The sequence below is a fragment of the Adhaeretor mobilis genome, from assembly GCF_007741515.1.
GTDB lineage: Bacteria > Planctomycetota > Planctomycetia > Pirellulales > Lacipirellulaceae > Adhaeretor > Adhaeretor mobilis.
In genome coordinates this window covers 162309-179882 of sequence record NZ_CP036263.1, presented here as the reverse complement: position 1 = coordinate 179882, position 17574 = coordinate 162309, and the positions used below count along the sequence as shown (strand labels likewise).

The 17574-nt window shown below is 51.9% G+C and carries 19 protein-coding genes; 10 read left to right on the top strand and 9 right to left on the bottom strand.

All coding sequences use genetic code 11. The features are described 5' to 3' along the window. Nucleotides 1–11: 11 nt before the first annotated feature. The 3 genes from HG15A2_RS00715 (at nucleotide 12) to HG15A2_RS00705 (ending at nucleotide 2202) form a co-directional block, all read left to right on the top strand. Entirely contained in the window at nucleotides 12–488 is a 477-nt protein-coding gene (locus HG15A2_RS00715) for a 6-pyruvoyl trahydropterin synthase family protein (RefSeq protein WP_145056854.1), read from the top strand. 244 nt (nucleotides 489–732) lie between these two features. Beyond that, nucleotides 733–1395 (top strand): PP2C family protein-serine/threonine phosphatase, encoded by a 663-nt coding sequence (locus HG15A2_RS00710; RefSeq protein ID WP_218932221.1) that lies wholly within the window; start codon nucleotides 733–735, stop codon nucleotides 1393–1395. Between the two features lie 15 nt (nucleotides 1396–1410). Beyond that, on the top strand, nucleotides 1411–2202 hold the full coding sequence (locus tag HG15A2_RS00705) for an Fpg/Nei family DNA glycosylase (protein ID WP_145056850.1): 792 nt from the start codon (nucleotides 1411–1413) through the stop codon (nucleotides 2200–2202). 9 nt (nucleotides 2203–2211) lie between these two features. On the opposite strand, the gene HG15A2_RS00700 is transcribed toward HG15A2_RS00705, so the two are convergent. From HG15A2_RS00700 to HG15A2_RS00680, 5 genes are all read right to left on the bottom strand, one after another. After that, nucleotides 2212–3786, bottom strand: a complete 1575-nt coding sequence (locus HG15A2_RS00700; RefSeq protein ID WP_145056848.1) for a cryptochrome/photolyase family protein — start codon at nucleotides 3784–3786, stop codon at nucleotides 2212–2214. A 3-nt stretch (nucleotides 3787–3789) separates the two neighbouring features. Further along, entirely contained in the window at nucleotides 3790–5067 is a 1278-nt protein-coding gene (locus HG15A2_RS00695; RefSeq protein WP_145056846.1) for an NAD(P)/FAD-dependent oxidoreductase, read from the bottom strand. 132 nt (nucleotides 5068–5199) lie between these two features. Continuing rightward, entirely contained in the window at nucleotides 5200–6378 is a 1179-nt protein-coding gene (locus tag HG15A2_RS00690; protein ID WP_145056844.1) for a fasciclin domain-containing protein, read from the bottom strand. 277 nt (nucleotides 6379–6655) lie between these two features. Beyond that, on the bottom strand, nucleotides 6656–6874 hold the full coding sequence (locus tag HG15A2_RS00685; protein ID WP_145056842.1) for a carbon storage regulator: 219 nt from the start codon (nucleotides 6872–6874) through the stop codon (nucleotides 6656–6658). A 426-nt stretch (nucleotides 6875–7300) separates the two neighbouring features. Then, nucleotides 7301–8068 carry an SDR family NAD(P)-dependent oxidoreductase gene (locus HG15A2_RS00680; protein ID WP_145056840.1) on the bottom strand — a complete coding sequence of 256 codons (768 nt, stop codon included), beginning with the start codon at nucleotides 8066–8068 and terminating at the stop codon, nucleotides 7301–7303. A gap of 221 nt (nucleotides 8069–8289) precedes the next feature. On the opposite strand from HG15A2_RS00680, the gene HG15A2_RS00675 reads away from it, so the two are divergent. From HG15A2_RS00675 to HG15A2_RS00645, 6 genes are all read left to right on the top strand, one after another. Next, nucleotides 8290–8502: a hypothetical protein gene (locus HG15A2_RS00675; RefSeq protein WP_145056838.1), complete on the top strand. Its 213-nt coding sequence runs from the start codon at nucleotides 8290–8292 to the stop codon at nucleotides 8500–8502. Nucleotides 8503–8514: 12 nt separating this feature from the next. Further along, nucleotides 8515–8865, top strand: a complete 351-nt coding sequence (locus HG15A2_RS00670) for a hypothetical protein (protein ID WP_145056836.1) — start codon at nucleotides 8515–8517, stop codon at nucleotides 8863–8865. 651 nt (nucleotides 8866–9516) lie between these two features. Beyond that, entirely contained in the window at nucleotides 9517–10992 is a 1476-nt protein-coding gene (locus HG15A2_RS00660; RefSeq protein WP_218932220.1) for an SDR family oxidoreductase, read from the top strand. 94 nt (nucleotides 10993–11086) lie between these two features. Beyond that, nucleotides 11087–11542: a ferritin-like domain-containing protein gene (locus HG15A2_RS00655; RefSeq protein WP_218932219.1), complete on the top strand. Its 456-nt coding sequence runs from the start codon at nucleotides 11087–11089 to the stop codon at nucleotides 11540–11542. An 87-nt stretch (nucleotides 11543–11629) separates the two neighbouring features. After that, nucleotides 11630–12058: a DUF427 domain-containing protein gene (locus HG15A2_RS00650; RefSeq protein ID WP_218932218.1), complete on the top strand. Its 429-nt coding sequence runs from the start codon at nucleotides 11630–11632 to the stop codon at nucleotides 12056–12058. Between the two features lie 4 nt (nucleotides 12059–12062). Further along, a complete protein-coding gene (locus HG15A2_RS00645) occupies nucleotides 12063–13178 on the top strand; it encodes an NAD(P)/FAD-dependent oxidoreductase (protein ID WP_145056832.1) in 1116 nt (371 codons plus the stop codon). Here the strand turns inward: HG15A2_RS00645 and HG15A2_RS00640 are convergent. From HG15A2_RS00640 to HG15A2_RS00625, 4 genes are all read right to left on the bottom strand, one after another. Next, nucleotides 13147–13320, bottom strand: a complete 174-nt coding sequence (locus HG15A2_RS00640; RefSeq protein WP_145056830.1) for a Lacal_2735 family protein — start codon at nucleotides 13318–13320, stop codon at nucleotides 13147–13149. The two genes, HG15A2_RS00645 and HG15A2_RS00640, sit on opposite strands and share 32 nt — an antisense overlap. 140 nt (nucleotides 13321–13460) lie before the next feature. Further along, nucleotides 13461–13658, bottom strand: coding sequence for a hypothetical protein (locus tag HG15A2_RS00635; RefSeq protein WP_218932217.1), 198 nt, complete (start codon nucleotides 13656–13658; stop codon nucleotides 13461–13463). A gap of 104 nt (nucleotides 13659–13762) precedes the next feature. Then, nucleotides 13763–14635, bottom strand: a complete 873-nt coding sequence (locus HG15A2_RS00630) for a PP2C family protein-serine/threonine phosphatase (protein WP_145056826.1) — start codon at nucleotides 14633–14635, stop codon at nucleotides 13763–13765. Between the two features lie 710 nt (nucleotides 14636–15345). Further along, nucleotides 15346–16227, bottom strand: a complete 882-nt coding sequence (locus tag HG15A2_RS00625; protein WP_145056824.1) for a MerR family transcriptional regulator — start codon at nucleotides 16225–16227, stop codon at nucleotides 15346–15348. A 246-nt stretch (nucleotides 16228–16473) separates the two neighbouring features. Here HG15A2_RS00625 and HG15A2_RS00620 point away from each other — a divergent pair, with 246 nt between their 5' ends. Beyond that, nucleotides 16474–17445, top strand: a complete 972-nt coding sequence (locus tag HG15A2_RS00620) for a sigma-70 family RNA polymerase sigma factor (RefSeq protein ID WP_145056822.1) — start codon at nucleotides 16474–16476, stop codon at nucleotides 17443–17445. Nucleotides 17446–17574: the final 129 nt, after the last annotated feature.

Sequence of the window (17574 nt, the reverse complement as noted above, 5' to 3'; positions counted from 1 at the left end):
GAGTCGGCGCGATGATGATTCAAAAGCAGTACAAGTTCTATGCAGCTCATCGTAATGAGGAGCTAAACGATAAATGCAGCAATTTGCATGGACACCGGTATGGAGTCACCTGTTTTTTTGAAGTGGAGCGAACCGGATCGCTTACGACCCTGTTTGCCGACTTCGACGACAGTATTGAGCCCCACCTGAAGCGAGAATACGATCATGCGATGATGATTCATGTCAAAGACCCACTTTACCAAACTTTACTGCGGCATATGAAAGAAACCGGCGAAACGCTTCGGCTCAAATGTTTCTCTTGTCCCACAACCGTCGAGAATCTCGCGCATCAGCTATTCACCGAAATCACCGAGATGGGTTTTCGATTAAACCGCTTAGAAATCCGCGAGACTGATACTTCGGTTGTCAGCTACACTCGTGAGGATTGGGTCAACGACAATCGATATTTTGCCAGTTATCAGATACCGCCAAGCGAATCGGTCTCCTAAACATAACTTCCGCTTACTCCTATCACTAACCAGATAGACCACTATGTCAACAACGACTTCAATGGCTAATAGCGACTCTAAAATGAAATGCATGGAGGTATGGGGAGGCCACGGCAGCCGAGAAAATCACCTGGCCAGGCCCGGACTCGACATTTGGATACGGAGTCATTCGGTAAGCGATAGCGAGGCGGGAGGTAGTGACCTTCACTTGCTCTCGTCTTGCTCTTCTGGAAGAGTAACGCGAATGATGATGGCAGACATTTGTAGCCAAGGTTCTCAATTTGAGGAACTGGTGGACGAGCTACGTGAATTGATGAAGCGTAATATCAACACAATTCGGCAGACAAGAATCGTCCAGCAGATTAACCACCAATTAGAGGAAAGCTCGGAGCTGGGTTGCTTTGCGACGGTGATGGTCGGCACTTACTTTTCGCCGACGCGATCTCTCTCGCTGTGTAACACCGGGCATCCACCACCACTACTGTTTCGCGCTGCCGAGCAAAAGTGGTCTGTTTTAAAAAAGAAACCTGCCGGTTCGCCGCAAACTACAGGATGGTTGGGCGTAGTCAACGTCGACGAGTACCAGCACTTCCAAACAAAACTGCAGCCGGGGGACATGATCTTGAGCTACAGTGATACCCTCACACAGTGCCAAACTTCCACAGGGCAAACACTTGGAATTCATGGCCTATTGGATCGTGTTCGAAGCCTCGCTTTTGATGAGCCAAATCAACTCCTCGCGCGACTTATTCAGCAAATTAAGAGCGAAGATCCTGTGAATCTCGCCATCGATGATACAACGGTTTTACTCTGTAAAGCAACAAGTACCTCGGTACCTTGGTTAGACAACCTACTTGCGCCGTTCAGGTACCTGCAGGGGGCAACCGACAAGACATACATGGACTAGCGAGGTAAAAACCGTATGCCTGAAGGCCATATGCTACATCGGATTGCGCGCGATCACACCGAAGAGTTTGGTGGACAATGCTTAGCAATATCTTCCCCGCAGGGACGGTTCGCGAACGGTGCACGCCAACTCGATGGCGCAACTCTACACTCGGTCGAAGCACACGGTAAACATCTGTGCTATCACTGGTCGGGAGAGAAACTTCTTCACGTTCATCTTGGGCTCTACGGCAAGTTTCGCTTACATCCCATACCTGTCCCTGAGCCTCGCGGGCAAGTCCGCTTACGTGTCGTAGGCAAGGACAAGGCTTTTGACCTCAATGGACCAAGCACGTGTGAAGTCCTTACCAAGGAGCAGTGGGCCGCCGTTCAGCAACGGCTAGGAGCAGATCCGTTGCGTATTGATGGCGATGTGGAGCTCGTTTGGCAGAGGATCAGCCGCAGCCGAGTGGCGATTGGCAGTCTCTTGCTCAATCAGTCGGTCATTGCTGGAGTTGGCAATATCTACCGGAGCGAAGTCTTGTACTTGCTGGGAATTCATCCAGAAATCCCTGGGCAATCCTTAGCTCGCGAACAGGTCGATTTGCTTTGGACAAAACTGCAGTCGCTACTCAGAATTGGTGTGAAGTACAATCGCATTATTATCCCGGAGCCGAAAGATATTGGCAAACCGCGCAGTAGAATGAATCGCGAGGAGCGGCTACTCGTTTACAAACGGTCTCACTGCAGCAAGTGCAATTCGATGATCGAATCTTGGCTGTTGGGAGCACGCAAGGTCTTTGCTTGTCCGAAATGTCAGTTGCGCTAGGCAATTGTTCTAGAGAGTGACATCCTCGGGAGTAATCGAAGCTCTTAATTCCACCACCTGCTCCTGGATAGCTTTTAATTCGTCCGGCTGCTTACGATCGAGATTGCGGAGTTGCATCGACATGCGATTGTTTCCCTGCAGGCGTTTCTTGTGTCTCGCCAGAAAATCCCAATAGAGCGTAGTGAAGGGGCAGGCGTCCTCACCGGTCGATTGACTAGGATCAAAGCGGCAACTCGAGCAATAGTTGCTCATCCGCTGAATATACTTGCCTGTGGCGACATAAGGTTTACTGGCCATGACGCCGCCATCGGCGAATTGCGACATGCCTAAGGAATTGGGCAGCTCGACCCATTCCACCGCATCGACATACATGGCCAAATACCATTGATTGACTTTCTGGGGATCGACGCCTAGCAATAGGGCGAACAGGCCGGTAATCATCAAACGCTGTATGTGGTGTGCATATCCGTAGTCGAGTGTTTGCCCGATTGCCTGGCTGAGGCAATGCATCTCGGTCTCGCCGGTCCAGTAAAACGCGGGCAGCGGCTGCATCGCTTCGAGTTCGTTGCACTCGAGATACCCGGGCATGTACAGCCAGTAGATGCCTCGTACATATTCCCGCCATCCCAATATTTGCCGGATGAAGCCCTCGGCACTATTGAGCGGGGCTTTGCCAGTTCGATAAGCAATGACCGCCTCGTCAATCACTTCACGAGGGTCAATTAATTTCAGATTCAGGGCGGTCGACAATCTCGAGTGGTACAGGAAGGGTTCGTCACTCCACATGGCATCTTGATATTGCCCAAATTCAGGTAGGCGATGTGCCACAAAATCATCGAGTGCCTGACGGGCTTGCTTGGCAGTTACGGGCCAGTCAAAGTGCTCTAGTTTGCCAGGATGCTTTGGGAACTTGCGGCTTACTAGTTTCATAACTTCTCTGGTTGTAGCATCGAGGCTATACCGCTTCGTGTCAGGAATCTCACCTGGACCGCTTCTCCCGAATGAACCTCGATTGTCAGGATCATAATTCCACTTGCCGCCTACAGGATCGCGACCGTCCATGAGAATATCGTGCTTGCGACGCAACTCACGGTAATAGTACTCGAGTCTTAGCTGCTTACGTCCTTGAGCATGCTGAGCGAAGTCCTCCGTTGTGCTTAAAAAATGCCGATCTGTGCGCAATTCAAGTGCTACATTCAGTTTATCGGCTTCATTGATTAAACTTTCTCGAACTCGCCACTCGCCTGGCTCGACGAGTATCAACTGCTGCGGCTTAAGCTTCTTGATAGTTGCTTCTAATTCTGCTGCGAGCGATCCTCGCTTGCCACGATCATCGAGCTGGCGGTAATGAACTTCAATGTGTTTTTTGCGCAAAGCGTCGCGGAAGTGTCGCATGGCAGCAAGGAACATGACGATTCTTGCTTTATGTGTCCAAACATGAGTTGATTCCTCGGCGACCTCCGCCATCCAAACGGAGTCTTTCTCGCAGTCAAAGCCATCGAATGCCGCGGAGTCGATATTCAGTTGATCACCCAGGACGAGCACCAAGTTGCGGCATTGTTTTGTTGGTGGTTTTTTTGCCATTGGTTACCTTTCTTGCAGATCGCTCAACACGGCTTCTGCGGCTCTTCGGCCTGAAGCCATTGCGCCGTTGATTGAAGCCGTATCAAGATAATCACCGCAAACAAATACTCCCTCGCGTACCTGGCTAGGTTTTTCCAGCACCTGTAGTGCTGGTGGTTTTTGGTTAGGGAGCGCGTAGGGTATCGTATAACTACGTAAATGCTCCCAGCTATCCACAATTGCTCCAAACCACGCCCTGAGTTGCAGCCGTACTTTCACTTCGAGCATCTCCTGATCCGCGTATTCGCCGAGGCAGGTCAACGAGATCAGCGACTTGCCCGGTGGGGCATAATCGCATGCCACCATGCTTGGTACGCACAGGTTGTTGATGGGCCCCTCGCCGTCGCCGTTGAGTACCAAGGTGGGTTCCTTGATTGGTGCTTCGTCCGCTGTAAAGTAGAGATTGGTGACACTCTGCCCCGTCGGCCTGAGTTCGTTTCCTAAGAGCTTGCTGGCAACGGGCGCTTCGGTAGCTAGGATCACGGCTCGAGTAGTCAGTTTTTCCCCTGATAACAACACCACGGATTGTCGATCTATGGCTTCGACGGGGCTATGTACGTTTATAACGTCGGCTGGTAATTGACTGGCCAGCTGGCGAGCAATCTCTCCCATACCCCGAGCAGGCAGAGCGGCGTCGCCCAGGGAAAACATGCGGAAGACGAATTCACACATACGGCTTGATGTAGCCAAGTCCCGATCTAGAAAGATGCCACCAAGAAATGGTCGGAAGAACCTTTCAATGACTATGTCCGAGAAGCCACGACTTCGCAGTAAGTCGATCGTCGTGCGCTCTGGTCGCCCATAAATCTCATGAAGCTTCCCGTGTGTTGTATGCCTGCGAAAACTGGCAATCTTCAACTTGTCTCGCAGCGAAGCCACTGGCGAAATCGCTGGCGAAATCGCTGGCGAAATCGCTGAAGAAAAAAAGTGTCGCGGTCTTCGCCAAGGATCGGCGAGGCGCCGAAACTTTCCTTGAAAGCGGATCAGTGCGCCGGGTTCGAAGCTCTTCAGCTCCAATTCGTCGTAGCTAAGAATCTCCTGAGCCTCTGGGTAGGCAGTCAAGAAAACTTGAAATCCACGGTCAAGCAGAAATCCGTCCACATTGTCTGTTCTTGCGCGACCGCCCACCTGGTCGCTTGCTTCTAGCAGCTGGCAAGAGAGTCCGGCCGACGTCAGCTTGCGAGCACAGGTAAGTCCAGCAAGACCACCGCCAACGATAATCGCATCCAATACCGAATCCATTGACCGCGCTCGATTCGTAGAACAACGTGGGCTTGCCTAATACGGCGAAACTCTACCATAAAATGCTAGAAGCCGGCTCCCAATCGCGAACGATGGGAAGCCGACTTCAAACGACTCAAATATCTTATCCGTTTAGCGAGAGACTTGCATGCTGTTGTATGCAGAGTCTAAAGCGTGACGGAGTGTCCAGGCTTGAGTGTTGCTGCAGCCTGTACTCTCCGCTTGGGTCAACGCCGTTTGTAATGCTTGCGTTGTGGTCGGACACAGCCCGTGGCCTTCCATCTCCAGCAAATCTTTGACGGTGGTCATATAGACGCTGGCACATTCACTTGGATGTCCTGCGTTAAATAACGGGGCACCTTTGTGAATTGCAGTTTCAATCATACGATGCGGCTCAACGGCAGACTGCTTTGCGTCCGGCGGCAAGATGACTGAATCGATCACATGAATCACACCATTACTGGCGTCGACGTCAGTCGCTAGTAGCTTCGCAGCGTTAACCATGGCGACTTTGTCTTTCAGGGCGATGTTCACGGATTGGCCTTGGAGTGTCTTCGCAGAACCAGCGGCTAGAGCGTCGGACGAGTACACCCGCCCCGGCACAACGTGGTACTTCAGAATTGCTACAAGCTTCGCCTTGTTCTCTGGCTTGAGAAGTGACTCTACTGTGCCGGCAGGTAAGTTCGCGAAGGCTTCATCAGTCGGAGCAAAAACGGTCAGGGGACCTTTAGCGGAAAGAGCGTCAACGAGTCCGGCAGCTTGGGCAGCGGCTAGCAAGGTCTTGAAATTTCCAGCCTTGGTTGCAGTGGTGGGAATGTTATCAGACGCTGGTAGAATCACTTGGTCGATGACGTGAATAACACCGTTAGTGCAATCGATGTCTGTTTTCACGACGTTTGCTTTGTCAACGGAAACCTTACCATCAGTCACCTTGATATCGACCTGTTGACCATTAAGTGTTTTGGCTCCTGACAGGGTGACAACTTGCTTGGCAGGCACCTTGCCTTTAATGACGTGATAGGTGAGCACGTCAATCAACTTCTGCTTGTTCTCAGGCTTAAGTAAGGTATCGAGAGTACCTTTCGGCAACTTAGCGAAGGCCTCGTCAGTAGGGGCTAAAACGGTGAATGGCCCCTTCCCTTTAAGTGCTCCAACAAGATCGGCTGCTTGCAAAGCAGCTGCCAGTGTCTTGAAAGAACCGGCTCCAACGGCCGTATCGACGATGTCCTTGCTAGCGGCGTGGCTGTTCGAAGTCACCAGCGCGGCTGCCAACGCAAGGCAAACTAGACTTTGCTTGGACAAATAGCTCATTTTGATGTTCCTGTTTGGTTGTTCTTGAATTGCTGCGTAAATAACGAGGTTCGATGTTTGGCCAAACTGATCTGAACCACGGGTACTAAAGGGTCGCGAGATTGGTTGACAAGTCTATCCTTAGAGATTTCTGCCAAAAAAGATCTAGGGCTTACAGAACAAAGCGTTCCGGCCCAGCCTACTGAAGGGCCATCAACTGCTGCAGAGAGCCCTCGTCTGACAACTGGGTATGCAGCATGCCTCGCAGCCCAAGATCGATGGCTGTGGATCCTGACTGCTATTTGACAGAAACCAGCAGTCGATTCGAGTCCTTATCGCTTCCTTGGGGGTGGGCCTCCCCGAGTTCGTTGGACTCTAACTCACCGCGCAGAATATTGACACGCTGAGGTGCTTCCACTCCAACTTTGACGCAGTTATTCCGAATCTTCAAAATGGTCACTTTGATTTGATCCCCAATATGGATCGTTTGATCTGTCTTCCTACTCAGGACTAGCATGATACTTCCTTGCATTGGTCTATGAGGGAGCGTGGAACGATTGAGTCGAGACGAGATGGCTGAAATCGAGGCTCCCTATTGAACTGTAGTCCTGTCTCCAGACGTGCAAAGTGACTTTTTTTCACTATTTGGCTTTAGACCTCGCTCGCACTGCTAGCACGCATCCTTTCCAGCTCACTGTTTTTTGCAAGTCCGTGAGCGTCAAGGCAAGATACAAAGCAGTGCATGCGATGGCAGAGATGAAGAGCATGCTTTTGCAATGTTTATCGCAGCGCACTCTGCGCAACATCATTAGCCATTCAGCATAGATTGCCAAACGGTCACTCAAAGCAAGTGGGGGTTGAGTTATTGAACAAGGAATGTACGTCACGATGGGAACTGATTCCCATCGACTGGTCGGTAAATCAATTTTCACAAACCCATTTCTTAACCCCGAGTGGCGCGTTGGTTCCCTTGGATATTGCCTAAGCCGCCGTCGATCGAGAAGACCTCGCCAGTAACCCACGAGTTAGCTGGGTCTAGTAGCCAGGCTATTAATGAGGCGACTTCCTCGGGTTTTCCTAGTCTTCCAAGAGGATGCATGGCTGTCGAGCTGGCAGCAGCTCTTTCGTTTTCCCAAATCTTCTTCGTCAGTTCAGTTTTTACTAGGCCCGGTGCTACGACATTGAACCTCAAGCTGCGTCCAGCGTAGGAAGCAGCCGCTGACCGGGCGAGTCCAACAACGCCTGCTTTAGCCGCCGCAATTGCTTCATGGTTCGCTAGGCCAACCTTGGCTGCAGCGGACGACAGCAGAACGACTGAACCACCCATGCTGGTCATTGTCTTAGCCGCCGCTCGAACTGTTGCGAACGCGGAGGTTAAGTTCGTATTAATGGTCTCATGCCACTCTGACTCCCGGGTGAGATGGGCGGGCTTGAGAAGCAACGAGCCAACACAATTCACTGCGCCATCGATTCTCCCAAACTTTTGTGATGCTGCCTCGAAGCAAGCTTGAACCTCGTCACACTTGACTGCGTCAAGTTCTCGTTTAGAAGCTTTAAGTTCCCGTGCCAGGTCGTCGAGACGATCACTCTTTCGCGACGCCAACATTAACTCATGACCGGCAGCACTTAACTGACTAGCCACTTGAGCCCCAATGCCGCCTGATGCTCCGAGGACAATGAAAGCTCGAGCATTTTTTGATTGGGTACTCATTGGTCTCACCTTTTTTAGCAATCGCAGTAAAACATCAACGCTTTTCTTTCTCACCAAAGGCTTTGTAGGGACCAAGCAGCAATCGACAAGTTCCACAAGTTCGACAAAGTGATCAGCGTCGCATCCTCGGCACTTGTCAATATTGCCAATGCTCCTAAGGTCATTAAGTCGAGCTAACACTCCGTTAGCCGAAAAACAGCCCCTATGCGGAGAGATCTACTATGCCCAGCACAGACGATACGACTACATGGCCAGATTTGGCCATCGGCCTGTACGACCGACTGACCGGACGTGATGCCGAGATTGCCTACCGTTTCGATGAGTTTGAGCTTTCTGTTCCAAGCTCCACAGCAGCCGACGCGGTGCACGCACTTTGGAAAATGAATGGTGTTTTACGCATTACAACTCGCAATGGCAGCGAAACCAAAACCTAACTGGAAGTCGCCATGACGCCCGTTGATATTCATGCGGACCTGGACTGCGAGCTCGATTCTGCCCCATTTTCGATTCGCAGTTCAGGCCGCAAGATTGTTGTTGAAGTCCCCGACTTGGCAACCGGGATGAAGCTATTTCACGTCGGTTTACCACGCGGCTCTTGGCGAAGACGTTTAAGCTTCTTAAAACGAAGTCTTGATCAGCTAATCTTAGTCGTTGAGGTTAAAATTGCCGGTATAACGGTCATGAAGGTCGGCCACCAAACAGGCAGTCGATTATGGAATTGCTTCGGGATGCCAAGATTAACCTTCAAATGCGCCAACATGATCAGAGCTTGCTCTGCTAAAGGCTCTCTAGATTGAGATGGCCGACATATTTCCTCGACAATGGCTCAGCAGATTTGCGCGTGGTGCCACAATGATGCAGCCGACTCCTGACGAGGGTCGACTTCACTTACGTAGCGAAGACGCTGATGAACTAGCCCATTGAAACGAAACTGGAACTAGTATGACAGAATTCGCAAAATGGAGCTTCTTGCTCCAAATCGCCGCCACGTTTGCGATGGTCGGACTAATTTGGTTTGTCCAGATTGTTCACTATCCGCTCTTTTCCAGAGTAGGGCGAGATAACTTTCGACGCTACGAGATGGACCATCAACGACTCGTCGCTTGGGTCGTGGCACCTGTCATGCTCACGGAACTGATAACTGCTATTATACTTCTGTGGAGTCGCCCTCTTGGGATTAGTGACATTTCGGTTTGGCTTGGAATCTTACTCTTGGCAGCGATATGGCTAATAACGTATGGCGTACAAGTACCACAACATGCGACGCTCGTCTTAGCATACGACGCTGACGTGCAGAGACGGTTAGTCAAATGTAACTGGTTTAGAACGGCGGCATGGAGCGCTCGAGGTTTTCTGGTCCTCTGGATGGTTTGCCAAGTTTTCTCTCTGGTCACCCTCCATCCAGTAACATCCAAGCTTACAGCCACTGCACTACCATGAGCATGAGCATGAGCGATACTTCAAAAATGATACTGCTCACTGGTGCTACTGGTTACGTTGGCGGCCGCCTGCTGCCACTGCTAGAAGCACGTGGGGAAAGAGTTCGTTGTCTATCTCGAAAACCTGCGAATTTATCGGCAAGAGTTGACTCGCGGACGGAGGTTGTTCAGGGTGATGTGTTGGATATTGATTCCCTCAAAGTTTCGCTCAAGGGGATTAGTACAGCCTATTATCTTGTCCATTCCATGGGATCAAGTGGTTCGTTTGAAGATCAGGACCGCATTGCCGCAAGAAACTTTGCCACCGCCGCCCGCGAAGCGGGAGTCCAGCGCATCATTTACCTCGGCGGGCTCGGTGATGACGACGAGCAATTATCGGCCCATTTGCGTAGCCGGCACGAGGTGGGTGAATTACTGAAGGCTTCCGGAAGCGAGGTCATTGAATTCCGTGCTTCGATCGTCATTGGATCGGGGAGCCTCTCCTTTGAACTGGTGCGGGCACTTGTCCAGCGTCTTCCCGTGATGATCTGCCCAAAATGGGTCAGCGTTCATACTCAGCCAATTGCTGTGGAAGATTTGCTGCAATACCTAGTTGGAGCGTTGGATTGGCCGGGCAACGCCAGCCGTGTTTTCGAAATCGGCGGTCCCGACCGGGTCAGCTATGGCGAGATCATGCAAGAATGGGCAAGGCAACGCGGCCTACGACGGTGGCTCATTTCAGTCCCCGTTTTAACGCCCAGTTTGTCAAGTCTGTGGCTGGGTCTCGTGACACCTGTTTATGCACGCGTAGGTCGTAAGCTCGTGGATAGCCTGCGCAACCCAACGATTGTCAACGATTCGTCAGCGCTTAGCGAATTCGACATTCAGCCTCGCGGCCTGGTTGCAGCCATTCAGCGAGCCCTCCTCAAGGAAGATCAAGAGATAATTGAAACGCGGTGGTCTGATGCTCTCTCGTCCTCCCGTGGCGTGCGGAGTTGGGGCGGCGTGCGGTTTGGCAACAGAATTATCGACACTCGAACTGTCCATGCCGACGCGCGACCCGCTGAGGCCTTCGCTCCAATTCGCAGGATTGGCGGTAAACGAGGATGGTACTTCGCTGATTTCCTTTGGAATGTTCGCGGTTGGATCGATCTTGTGTGCGGCGGCGTCGGTCGTCGTCGTGGTCGCAGAGATCCCGAGCAATTGCGAGTGGGCGACGTTCTAGATTGGTGGCGAGTCGAGGAATACGTCCCAGATCAAAAGTTACGACTGATTGCAGAGATGAAAGTTCCAGGTAGGGCGTGGCTGGAGTATGAGGTTCAGCCAAAAGGAAATGGTTCTAGCATCCGTCAGACAGCTATCTTTGATCCTATTGGCCTCTGGGGATTGGCATATTGGTACAGCCTTTACCCACTCCATGTGATCATTTTTCGGGGAATGTTAAGTCGGATCGTTGACAGCGCGGAGCGTGACGCTCAGCATCTCGTCTCGCAGAAAACGGCGTGAGATTGTCCGGAAATTGCAGTTTTCTTCGTTGTCAGACGAACGAGCTAGCCTATCGTATCAGAGACTTTGACACTGTACCGAAAGGAACTAACCCGTGGCTGACTCAAAAGAACAAGTCTTAGAATTACTCGCTATCGCCTACAGTATGGAGATCGAAACGGTCATCAACTATCTCGCAAACAGCGTCAACCTGGACGGGGTCCGTGCTGAGGAAATCAAGAAATCTTTAGCCGTCGATGTAACAGAAGAGATTATGCATGCACAACAGTTGGGGCAGAGAATCAAGCAACTGGGTGGCTCGGTGCCAGGCTCAGCAAGTGTAAAGCTGGGCAACCAGATCCAGCCAACGGACAAGACGACTGATGTCGTAGGCGTGATCAAGGCAGTCATCGATGCCGAAGAGAAAGCATGTGCCCATTACAACAAAATCATCAGGGCAACCGATGGCGAAGACTACGTCACCCAGGATCTCTGCATTCGTTTGCTAGCCGATGAAGAAGAGCATCGGATTTTGTTCCGAGGGTTCCTAAAGGAGTACGAAGCCGCTTGAGGCGGTTTGGTTGTCGAGCGAATGCATGTTGGCCGCGAAGAACCTGGCGAGGGGCAAGAATCGGTGTGGGACTACCCTCGACCGCCAATGATAGAAGACTGTACCGCCCGAATTCGCGTCGTCGTTTGCGAATTTACCGTGGCTGACTCGACGAATTCAAAACGCGTACTTGAGACCAGTCACCCTCCGGTCTACTACATCCCGCCTCAAGATGTGAGCGTCACGTGCTTGAAGCTTTCGGATCACATGAGTTGGTGCGAATGGAAAGGAAGTGCTCGCTACTACGCACTCACCATCGGCGATCAGACAGTGTCCGACGTAGCTTGGTGTTATCCTGACCCTGCTCCGCGATTTGCGGAATTGCAGGACCACCTCGCCTTTTATCCCAGCAAAGCCGATGCCTGTTACGTCGACGACGAGCTGGTGCGTCCGCAGAAAGGTGATTTTTACGGTGGTTGGATTACCGAGCAGATTGTCGGTCCGTTCAAGGGCGGGCCCGCTACGATGAGGTGGTAAATGAATGTCGCAAACTAATGGAAAAGACATCGATGCCGATCGATGTGAGACAAGGCGACCGTCGAACAGTGGATTTCCGACGGTGGCCGTAATCGGAACAGGAATCTCCGGTCTCACATGTGCGCGCACGCTAGTCGATCAGGGCTTCAAGGTGACCGTGTTCGAGAAGAGTCGAGGCGTCGGAGGCCGGATGGCGACTCGGCGCGCGGAAGGCAGCCTTAGCTTCGATCACGGCGCACAGTACTTCACGGCGCGTGATTCATGTTTCAGGCGTTCTGTCGATTCCTGGTTGCATGATGGAATCGTCAAACCTTGGACAGCTCGCATCGTGGCTTTGGAAGAGGGCAGCATTAAGAAAGATAAGCAAGGAGTCGATCGATTCGTTGCTGCCCCGGCGATGAACGCGGTTTGCAGACTTCTAGCAAGAGACCTCGACGTACAATTTCGTACTCGCGTGATGCCAGTCAAGCGCGTGCACAACCGGTGGAACTTGACCAATGACCGCGAAAAAGTATTAGGGGCTTTCGATTCGGTAATCGTTTCTGCGCCCGCCGCTCAGACGGCACAACTGCTCCGCGACGTCCCAGCGCTTGCTAACGAAGCGACACAAGCACAGATGAGTGGTTGCTGGGCACTCATGCTAGCTTTTCAGGAGCCATTGAATCTGCCCTTCGATGCCGCGTTTGTACAGGAGTCGCCAGTTTCTTGGATTGCCCGCAACAATAGCAAGCCAGGGCGCGGGTCAACGGGTGAAACATGGGTGGTGCATGCATCACCGTCCTGGTCGGAAGCCAACTTGGAAAACGCAGCCGCCGAGATCGAAAACTTGTTACTGGAAGAGTTTTGGCAAGCAGTAGCACTGCCAGAGCGATGCCCCAGCTACAGCGAGGTTCATCGCTGGCGATTCGCTCTGCCAATTGAACCTCTGCCAGGGCGTTGTTTGTTCAATGACCAGTTGCTAGTCGGCGCTTGCGGCGATTGGTGTGGGGGACCGCGAGTCGAGGGTGCTTTCCTGAGTGGGATGGCGGCTGCAGATCGCGTGATGCGATCTATCCAAGGTGACAACGCTGCAACGAAGGTTACTTCGCTCACGACTGAGCATCATCCTCCAACGCCTTGATCTGAGTCAAAATCGCTTCTGCTTCGGCAGCCTTCAGATCGCTCTCTTTGCGATGGACATGGCTCAGCCGGTACGACTCTTCGAGTAGCTTCGCGTGCTTTTTCTCAAGCTTTGTCTTGCGATCAGCGAATAGTCCAAACATCGGTTAAGTCTCCCAAGCGTTCCAAAGAAATCAGTACCGCATAGGTACTTTAGTTGTGCGTGATCATCCGGGTACCCCCGGCCTAGTAGCAGAAAGGAAATTATTTGGAACAATAGCGGGATGCAGCCCAGCGACGAGATCTAGCCTGTGTAGTTGACTGAGCCAAGCGCGCGTTCCTTATGGGCAACCCAGATGTAGAAAGTGAGAAAGTCGAAGTAGGCATCCGTTATTTTCGCCTGGAACCAAGGATCGAATATCCTCTGAGGTCCCACGCTGAAGATGCTACGGCTCAGCCAAGCGTAGGCGGTTACAACAAGTATTGCCACGAGGACGAGCATGAGTAGTAGAACTGAGAGCGTCCAAGTCAAACGGTCTACCTGGGGTTGCCGTGTCTCTAGCCTAGTAGTGAGGAGGTAGGGAATACAGGAAGCTTCACCGGATCTCACTCGCCTAGTTTTTCTATTGGTTTAGCCAGTTCGGTGCGATCGGATACCTGTCCCATGAAGCGAAGTGGCGCCACCAAGCTCTTCTTCAACGACGGACCGCCTCCCGTTGCTTGACCTAGAAGAAATGTCGCGTCATCTTGTTGGAGATTACTGCCCCTTAACTCTTTGATTCGCTCGACCAGCGAAGGGATGACTTCCTCAGAGTCGTGAACTCCCAACTCACGTACTAGCCGCAAGAGTCCGGCTAGCCCCAGCTGACGGCCATCTCTGTCTTCCGACTCCGTAACAGCATCACTGAAGCTGAGCACCATATCGCCTGTTTGAAGGCGCACATCGTGTTGGCCATAGGCTACTTCATCCACAACTCCCAACGGTGTGTCCGATAGGATCTTCGAACTGCTTGCTTGGTTCTTCAGCTCTGACCAATGAGATGTTCCACGGCGAAAGATTAAAGGCGGGGGGTGCCCAGCGTTGCAAAGTGAGTAGGTCATCGTGGTCGCAAAAAACGTACTAACTAAGGCGGTTGCGAATCCGCCTTGTTCACCAAGGTTGGTGAATTGTCGATTCATCGCTCCAACAAAGCGGGTTTGTTTGATGTAATTTACGTTCCGACGCATGAGGTCGCGTAACCCAATCGCCGTTTTCGAGACCAGCTCGCCATGTCCACTGACGTCTGCCAGTAACATTCGCGTGATTCGTCCCGACGCACAGGAGGAGAGGTAATAAACGTCGCCGCCTCCAACCGCCTGACCAAAGGGCTGACTGTAGACCCAAATCTTCAGCCCAGGTGTAAGAAACTCTTGCTTAATGGCCTGATTGCCACCCCAAACTTCCATACACTCCATACGTTTTGCGTCAGATTGGTACATTGAAATCCTGTTGTAATCGCTAACTGTACTTCAGGGTTGCGCATGTCATTCTTCAGGGTGATCGGTCGCGATGAGCACACAGAATGCGGCAGCTATTGTTGTTCCGAATACAGCCAACCCAAATACAAATATGCCGATGTTATCCATGTGATTTTCCGCTCAACAGGAGCGCTCCAAAGCTGAGGATGGAAGGTACCCAAATGCCGACGAACAGGCCCTCTTCTCGACTCCCTGTAAACCACAGGTAGACGGAGAAAAGGAAAGACGCTGCAGCAGCGACGACAAAACCAGTTTTTGCGAGATGAATCTTTTGCACTGTGTTGTCCTCTCAATAAAGTGGGTCCCTAGTTTTCAAATACAAGCCGAACCTATTTGCCTGACCAATTGCCAAAGGTAGCGGCTTTTCTGGTTGCTGATATGATAGTGCTTTGACAACCCCATCCTCTTTCCGCAAATTTTTCATGGTAGTTTGGCAAGTCCTCCAGATAGACCTTGCTGCTCACTCTGCTAGATAAGGGACCGCCTGCGTAGCTCAACGGACTTCCGCTGCTGCGAAGCGGCCTTTCAAGAACGACAAACGGGCATGTCGCAGATGTTGCTCACTAAACCAGGCTTTCCGTTGGCAGCCAGTCTTTGAGCCTGTGGTAAACGGTTCCGCAGGGTAACAGCAAACCGACGCAAGCAAGGCAGGCCAAGAGCTGTGAAATTGTTTACTCGGCCGATTCTTTTTGGATCGCACCGTGCAAAGTCTGAGCAAATCCTTCGAGATGCTGCATATTGTCGCAGTAAGCAGAGAACTTCATTTGCTGACGAAGCTCTTCGGTCAGCGCATATCCGCCGACGACGAACGCAACATCTAAGCCGAACTGGTCATAGAGCTCACGGTATCCCGCTAGAAACTCTGATTCGTCTGTAATGTGGGAACAACTGAGCCAAAACAGCTTAGGACGGTACTCGCGAATCGCAACAGAAATTGTGTTGAAGGGCAAATTGGCCCCCAACGAGATGGCATTCCATTTCACGTCGCGCAGAACCAACTCCGCCATCGACGTCCCCAGGCTGTATTGGTCGCCAGCAGCGGTACCTCCGATTGCCAGAGGCGCATCAGCAGGAGGCGAGGCGAGTAGCGATCGAAGTTCGTGCAGTACGTGTAAGGAGATCTCGCAGCCGCGACGCTCCTGGTACACCTCGGCGTCGCCGCAGGCCCAGCGGTCTCCGATCTCGCGAAAGACCGCTGCGAACACCTCATCACATATGACACTGATGCTGTGCTCGGCTAGATACAAATCGAAAGCAATCTGGCGGCAGCGCGGTTCGTCCCCGGCCAATAGGGCTGAGGTCAACCGCTCACGGGCACGGTCTACAACTCGCGTCGTTTGGCCACTGGTGGGTGGTAGTCCCAACGCCTCGGGATGAGTGAGTTCGTACTTGCCATTTCGTAGAAACTCAATCAGTCCCGACACAGTAATTCGCCGGTGCCCCCCAGCAGTGTACTGCGTGGAAATGACGCCCTTATCGCACCAGCGTTTCACCGAAGACTCGCTGACGTCGATGGCACGAGCAACCTGCTTTGGGGTGACTAGATCTCTCATCGATGTGCCTGATATGAACGTTAGGGATGATTTTTTAACTTAAAAAGGAATGGTTGCAATGCTCTACTATAGACAACATCCCTCCCAATAACAGCTGCAACCCGTAAGTCGTTCGCCTGTAACAGTTTGCATCAACCGCGAGGAATATCGAACGATTTGAACGTTTTCCATGTTGCCCAAGGAGGCTTCTGCCGCTACAACTGACATGAACGTTTTGGACGATTTTAATGCCGAAGGAGATTCATCATGTCCGCTCTTACTCTCAGCCCCTGGCAAAATTTATCCGGCAGCGCCACGGCTCCTCAGGCCACCCGACTAGAAGATTACGATAACCACCGGAACCGCGCGTTAGAGCTGGTGCAGATCGAGATCGATTTCATTCCTAATCAAGAATTCGAACTCGATGACGATGGTGGTGAGGACGTGGTGACATCAACCTTGCGGCAGGGGAACGACTCAAGTCAAGGGGACGTAGATCTACCAGCCCACTTGCGTCGTCTGTGTGATTGCGCGTTGCTCACTCCAGAACAGGAACGAATCCTGTTTCGCGAGATGAATTTTCTGAAGTTTCGAGCCAGTGTGCTCCGCTCTCGCATCGATCCTGATGATGTCGAAGCAACTACTATGGACGCGATCGAGTCGCAGTTGGCTCAAGCTCAGAGAATCCGTGACCACTTGATCAAGGCTAACATGCGGCTGGTTATCTCAATCGTAAAGAAGTTTGTCACCCCCCAGCAATCGTTTGACGATCTGCTCAGTGAGGGCGTGGTCACGTTGATGAAGGCTGTGGAGAAATTTGACTTTGATCGCGGTTTTCGATTCAGCACCTACGCTTATCGCTCGATCGTGCGGCATGTGTATCGCACGGTGACTCTCGCGGCTAAAGAAGAGGCCAGCTTTACGAGGGATGCTGAAGAGTGGGCGTTCGAGGATGCCGACACAAGCTCTTCCTCGTTGATGAGCGATCAGATTTGGAGCAATCTTCGTGAGTTGTTGGCGTCCCTGCTAGATCGGCTTGACCGACGTGAACGATTCATTATCCGTAGTCGTTATGCTCTGGGAGCCCATCGAAAGGCACGCACCTTTCAGTCCTTAGCGGACAAGTTGGGTGTCTCAAAAGAACGCGTCAGGCAACTTGAAAGCCGAGCCGTCGGAAAGCTACAGGCGTTTGCTGTCGAATCAAAGGAGGATGATCTCTTCACGGCGGCTATGCTTTAGGCCAGCCTACTCTGGCAACAGCTCTGCACCATTTGTTGGGAAGGTGAACTCAGATTAGACACTCCGTCAAGATAATCGCAGAAAGGAATTACAAGAGAATTCCATCTCTCTGCCTGCATTCGTCAAGGT

Bases quoted from the DNA above. Each gene is read 5' to 3' on its own strand.
- HG15A2_RS00645 (WP_145056832.1), top strand. From the start codon at position 12,063: ATGTCGCAAACTAATGGAAAAGACATCGATGCCGATCGATGTGAGACA.
- HG15A2_RS00710 (WP_218932221.1), top strand. From the start codon at position 733: ATGATGATGGCAGACATTTGTAGCCAAGGTTCTCAATTTGAGGAACTG.
- HG15A2_RS00685 (WP_145056842.1), bottom strand. From the start codon at position 6,874: ATGCTAGTCCTGAGTAGGAAGACAGATCAAACGATCCATATTGGGGAT.
- HG15A2_RS00700 (WP_145056848.1), bottom strand. From the start codon at position 3,786: ATGGCAAAAAAACCACCAACAAAACAATGCCGCAACTTGGTGCTCGTC.
- HG15A2_RS00670 (WP_145056836.1), top strand. From the start codon at position 8,515: ATGACGCCCGTTGATATTCATGCGGACCTGGACTGCGAGCTCGATTCT.
- HG15A2_RS00715 (WP_145056854.1), top strand. From the start codon at position 12: ATGATGATTCAAAAGCAGTACAAGTTCTATGCAGCTCATCGTAATGAG.
- HG15A2_RS00695 (WP_145056846.1), bottom strand. From the start codon at position 5,067: ATGGATTCGGTATTGGATGCGATTATCGTTGGCGGTGGTCTTGCTGGA.
- HG15A2_RS00625 (WP_145056824.1), bottom strand. From the start codon at position 16,227: ATGAGAGATCTAGTCACCCCAAAGCAGGTTGCTCGTGCCATCGACGTC.
- HG15A2_RS00635 (WP_218932217.1), bottom strand. From the start codon at position 13,658: ATGCTCGTCCTCGTGGCAATACTTGTTGTAACCGCCTACGCTTGGCTG.
- HG15A2_RS00620 (WP_145056822.1), top strand. From the start codon at position 16,474: ATGTCCGCTCTTACTCTCAGCCCCTGGCAAAATTTATCCGGCAGCGCC.
- HG15A2_RS00690 (WP_145056844.1), bottom strand. From the start codon at position 6,378: ATGAGCTATTTGTCCAAGCAAAGTCTAGTTTGCCTTGCGTTGGCAGCC.
- HG15A2_RS00675 (WP_145056838.1), top strand. From the start codon at position 8,290: ATGCCCAGCACAGACGATACGACTACATGGCCAGATTTGGCCATCGGC.
- HG15A2_RS00630 (WP_145056826.1), bottom strand. From the start codon at position 14,635: ATGTACCAATCTGACGCAAAACGTATGGAGTGTATGGAAGTTTGGGGT.
- HG15A2_RS00705 (WP_145056850.1), top strand. From the start codon at position 1,411: ATGCCTGAAGGCCATATGCTACATCGGATTGCGCGCGATCACACCGAA.
- HG15A2_RS00650 (WP_218932218.1), top strand. From the start codon at position 11,630: ATGATAGAAGACTGTACCGCCCGAATTCGCGTCGTCGTTTGCGAATTT.
- HG15A2_RS00660 (WP_218932220.1), top strand. From the start codon at position 9,517: ATGAGCGATACTTCAAAAATGATACTGCTCACTGGTGCTACTGGTTAC.
- HG15A2_RS00640 (WP_145056830.1), bottom strand. From the start codon at position 13,320: ATGTTTGGACTATTCGCTGATCGCAAGACAAAGCTTGAGAAAAAGCAC.
- HG15A2_RS00680 (WP_145056840.1), bottom strand. From the start codon at position 8,068: ATGAGTACCCAATCAAAAAATGCTCGAGCTTTCATTGTCCTCGGAGCA.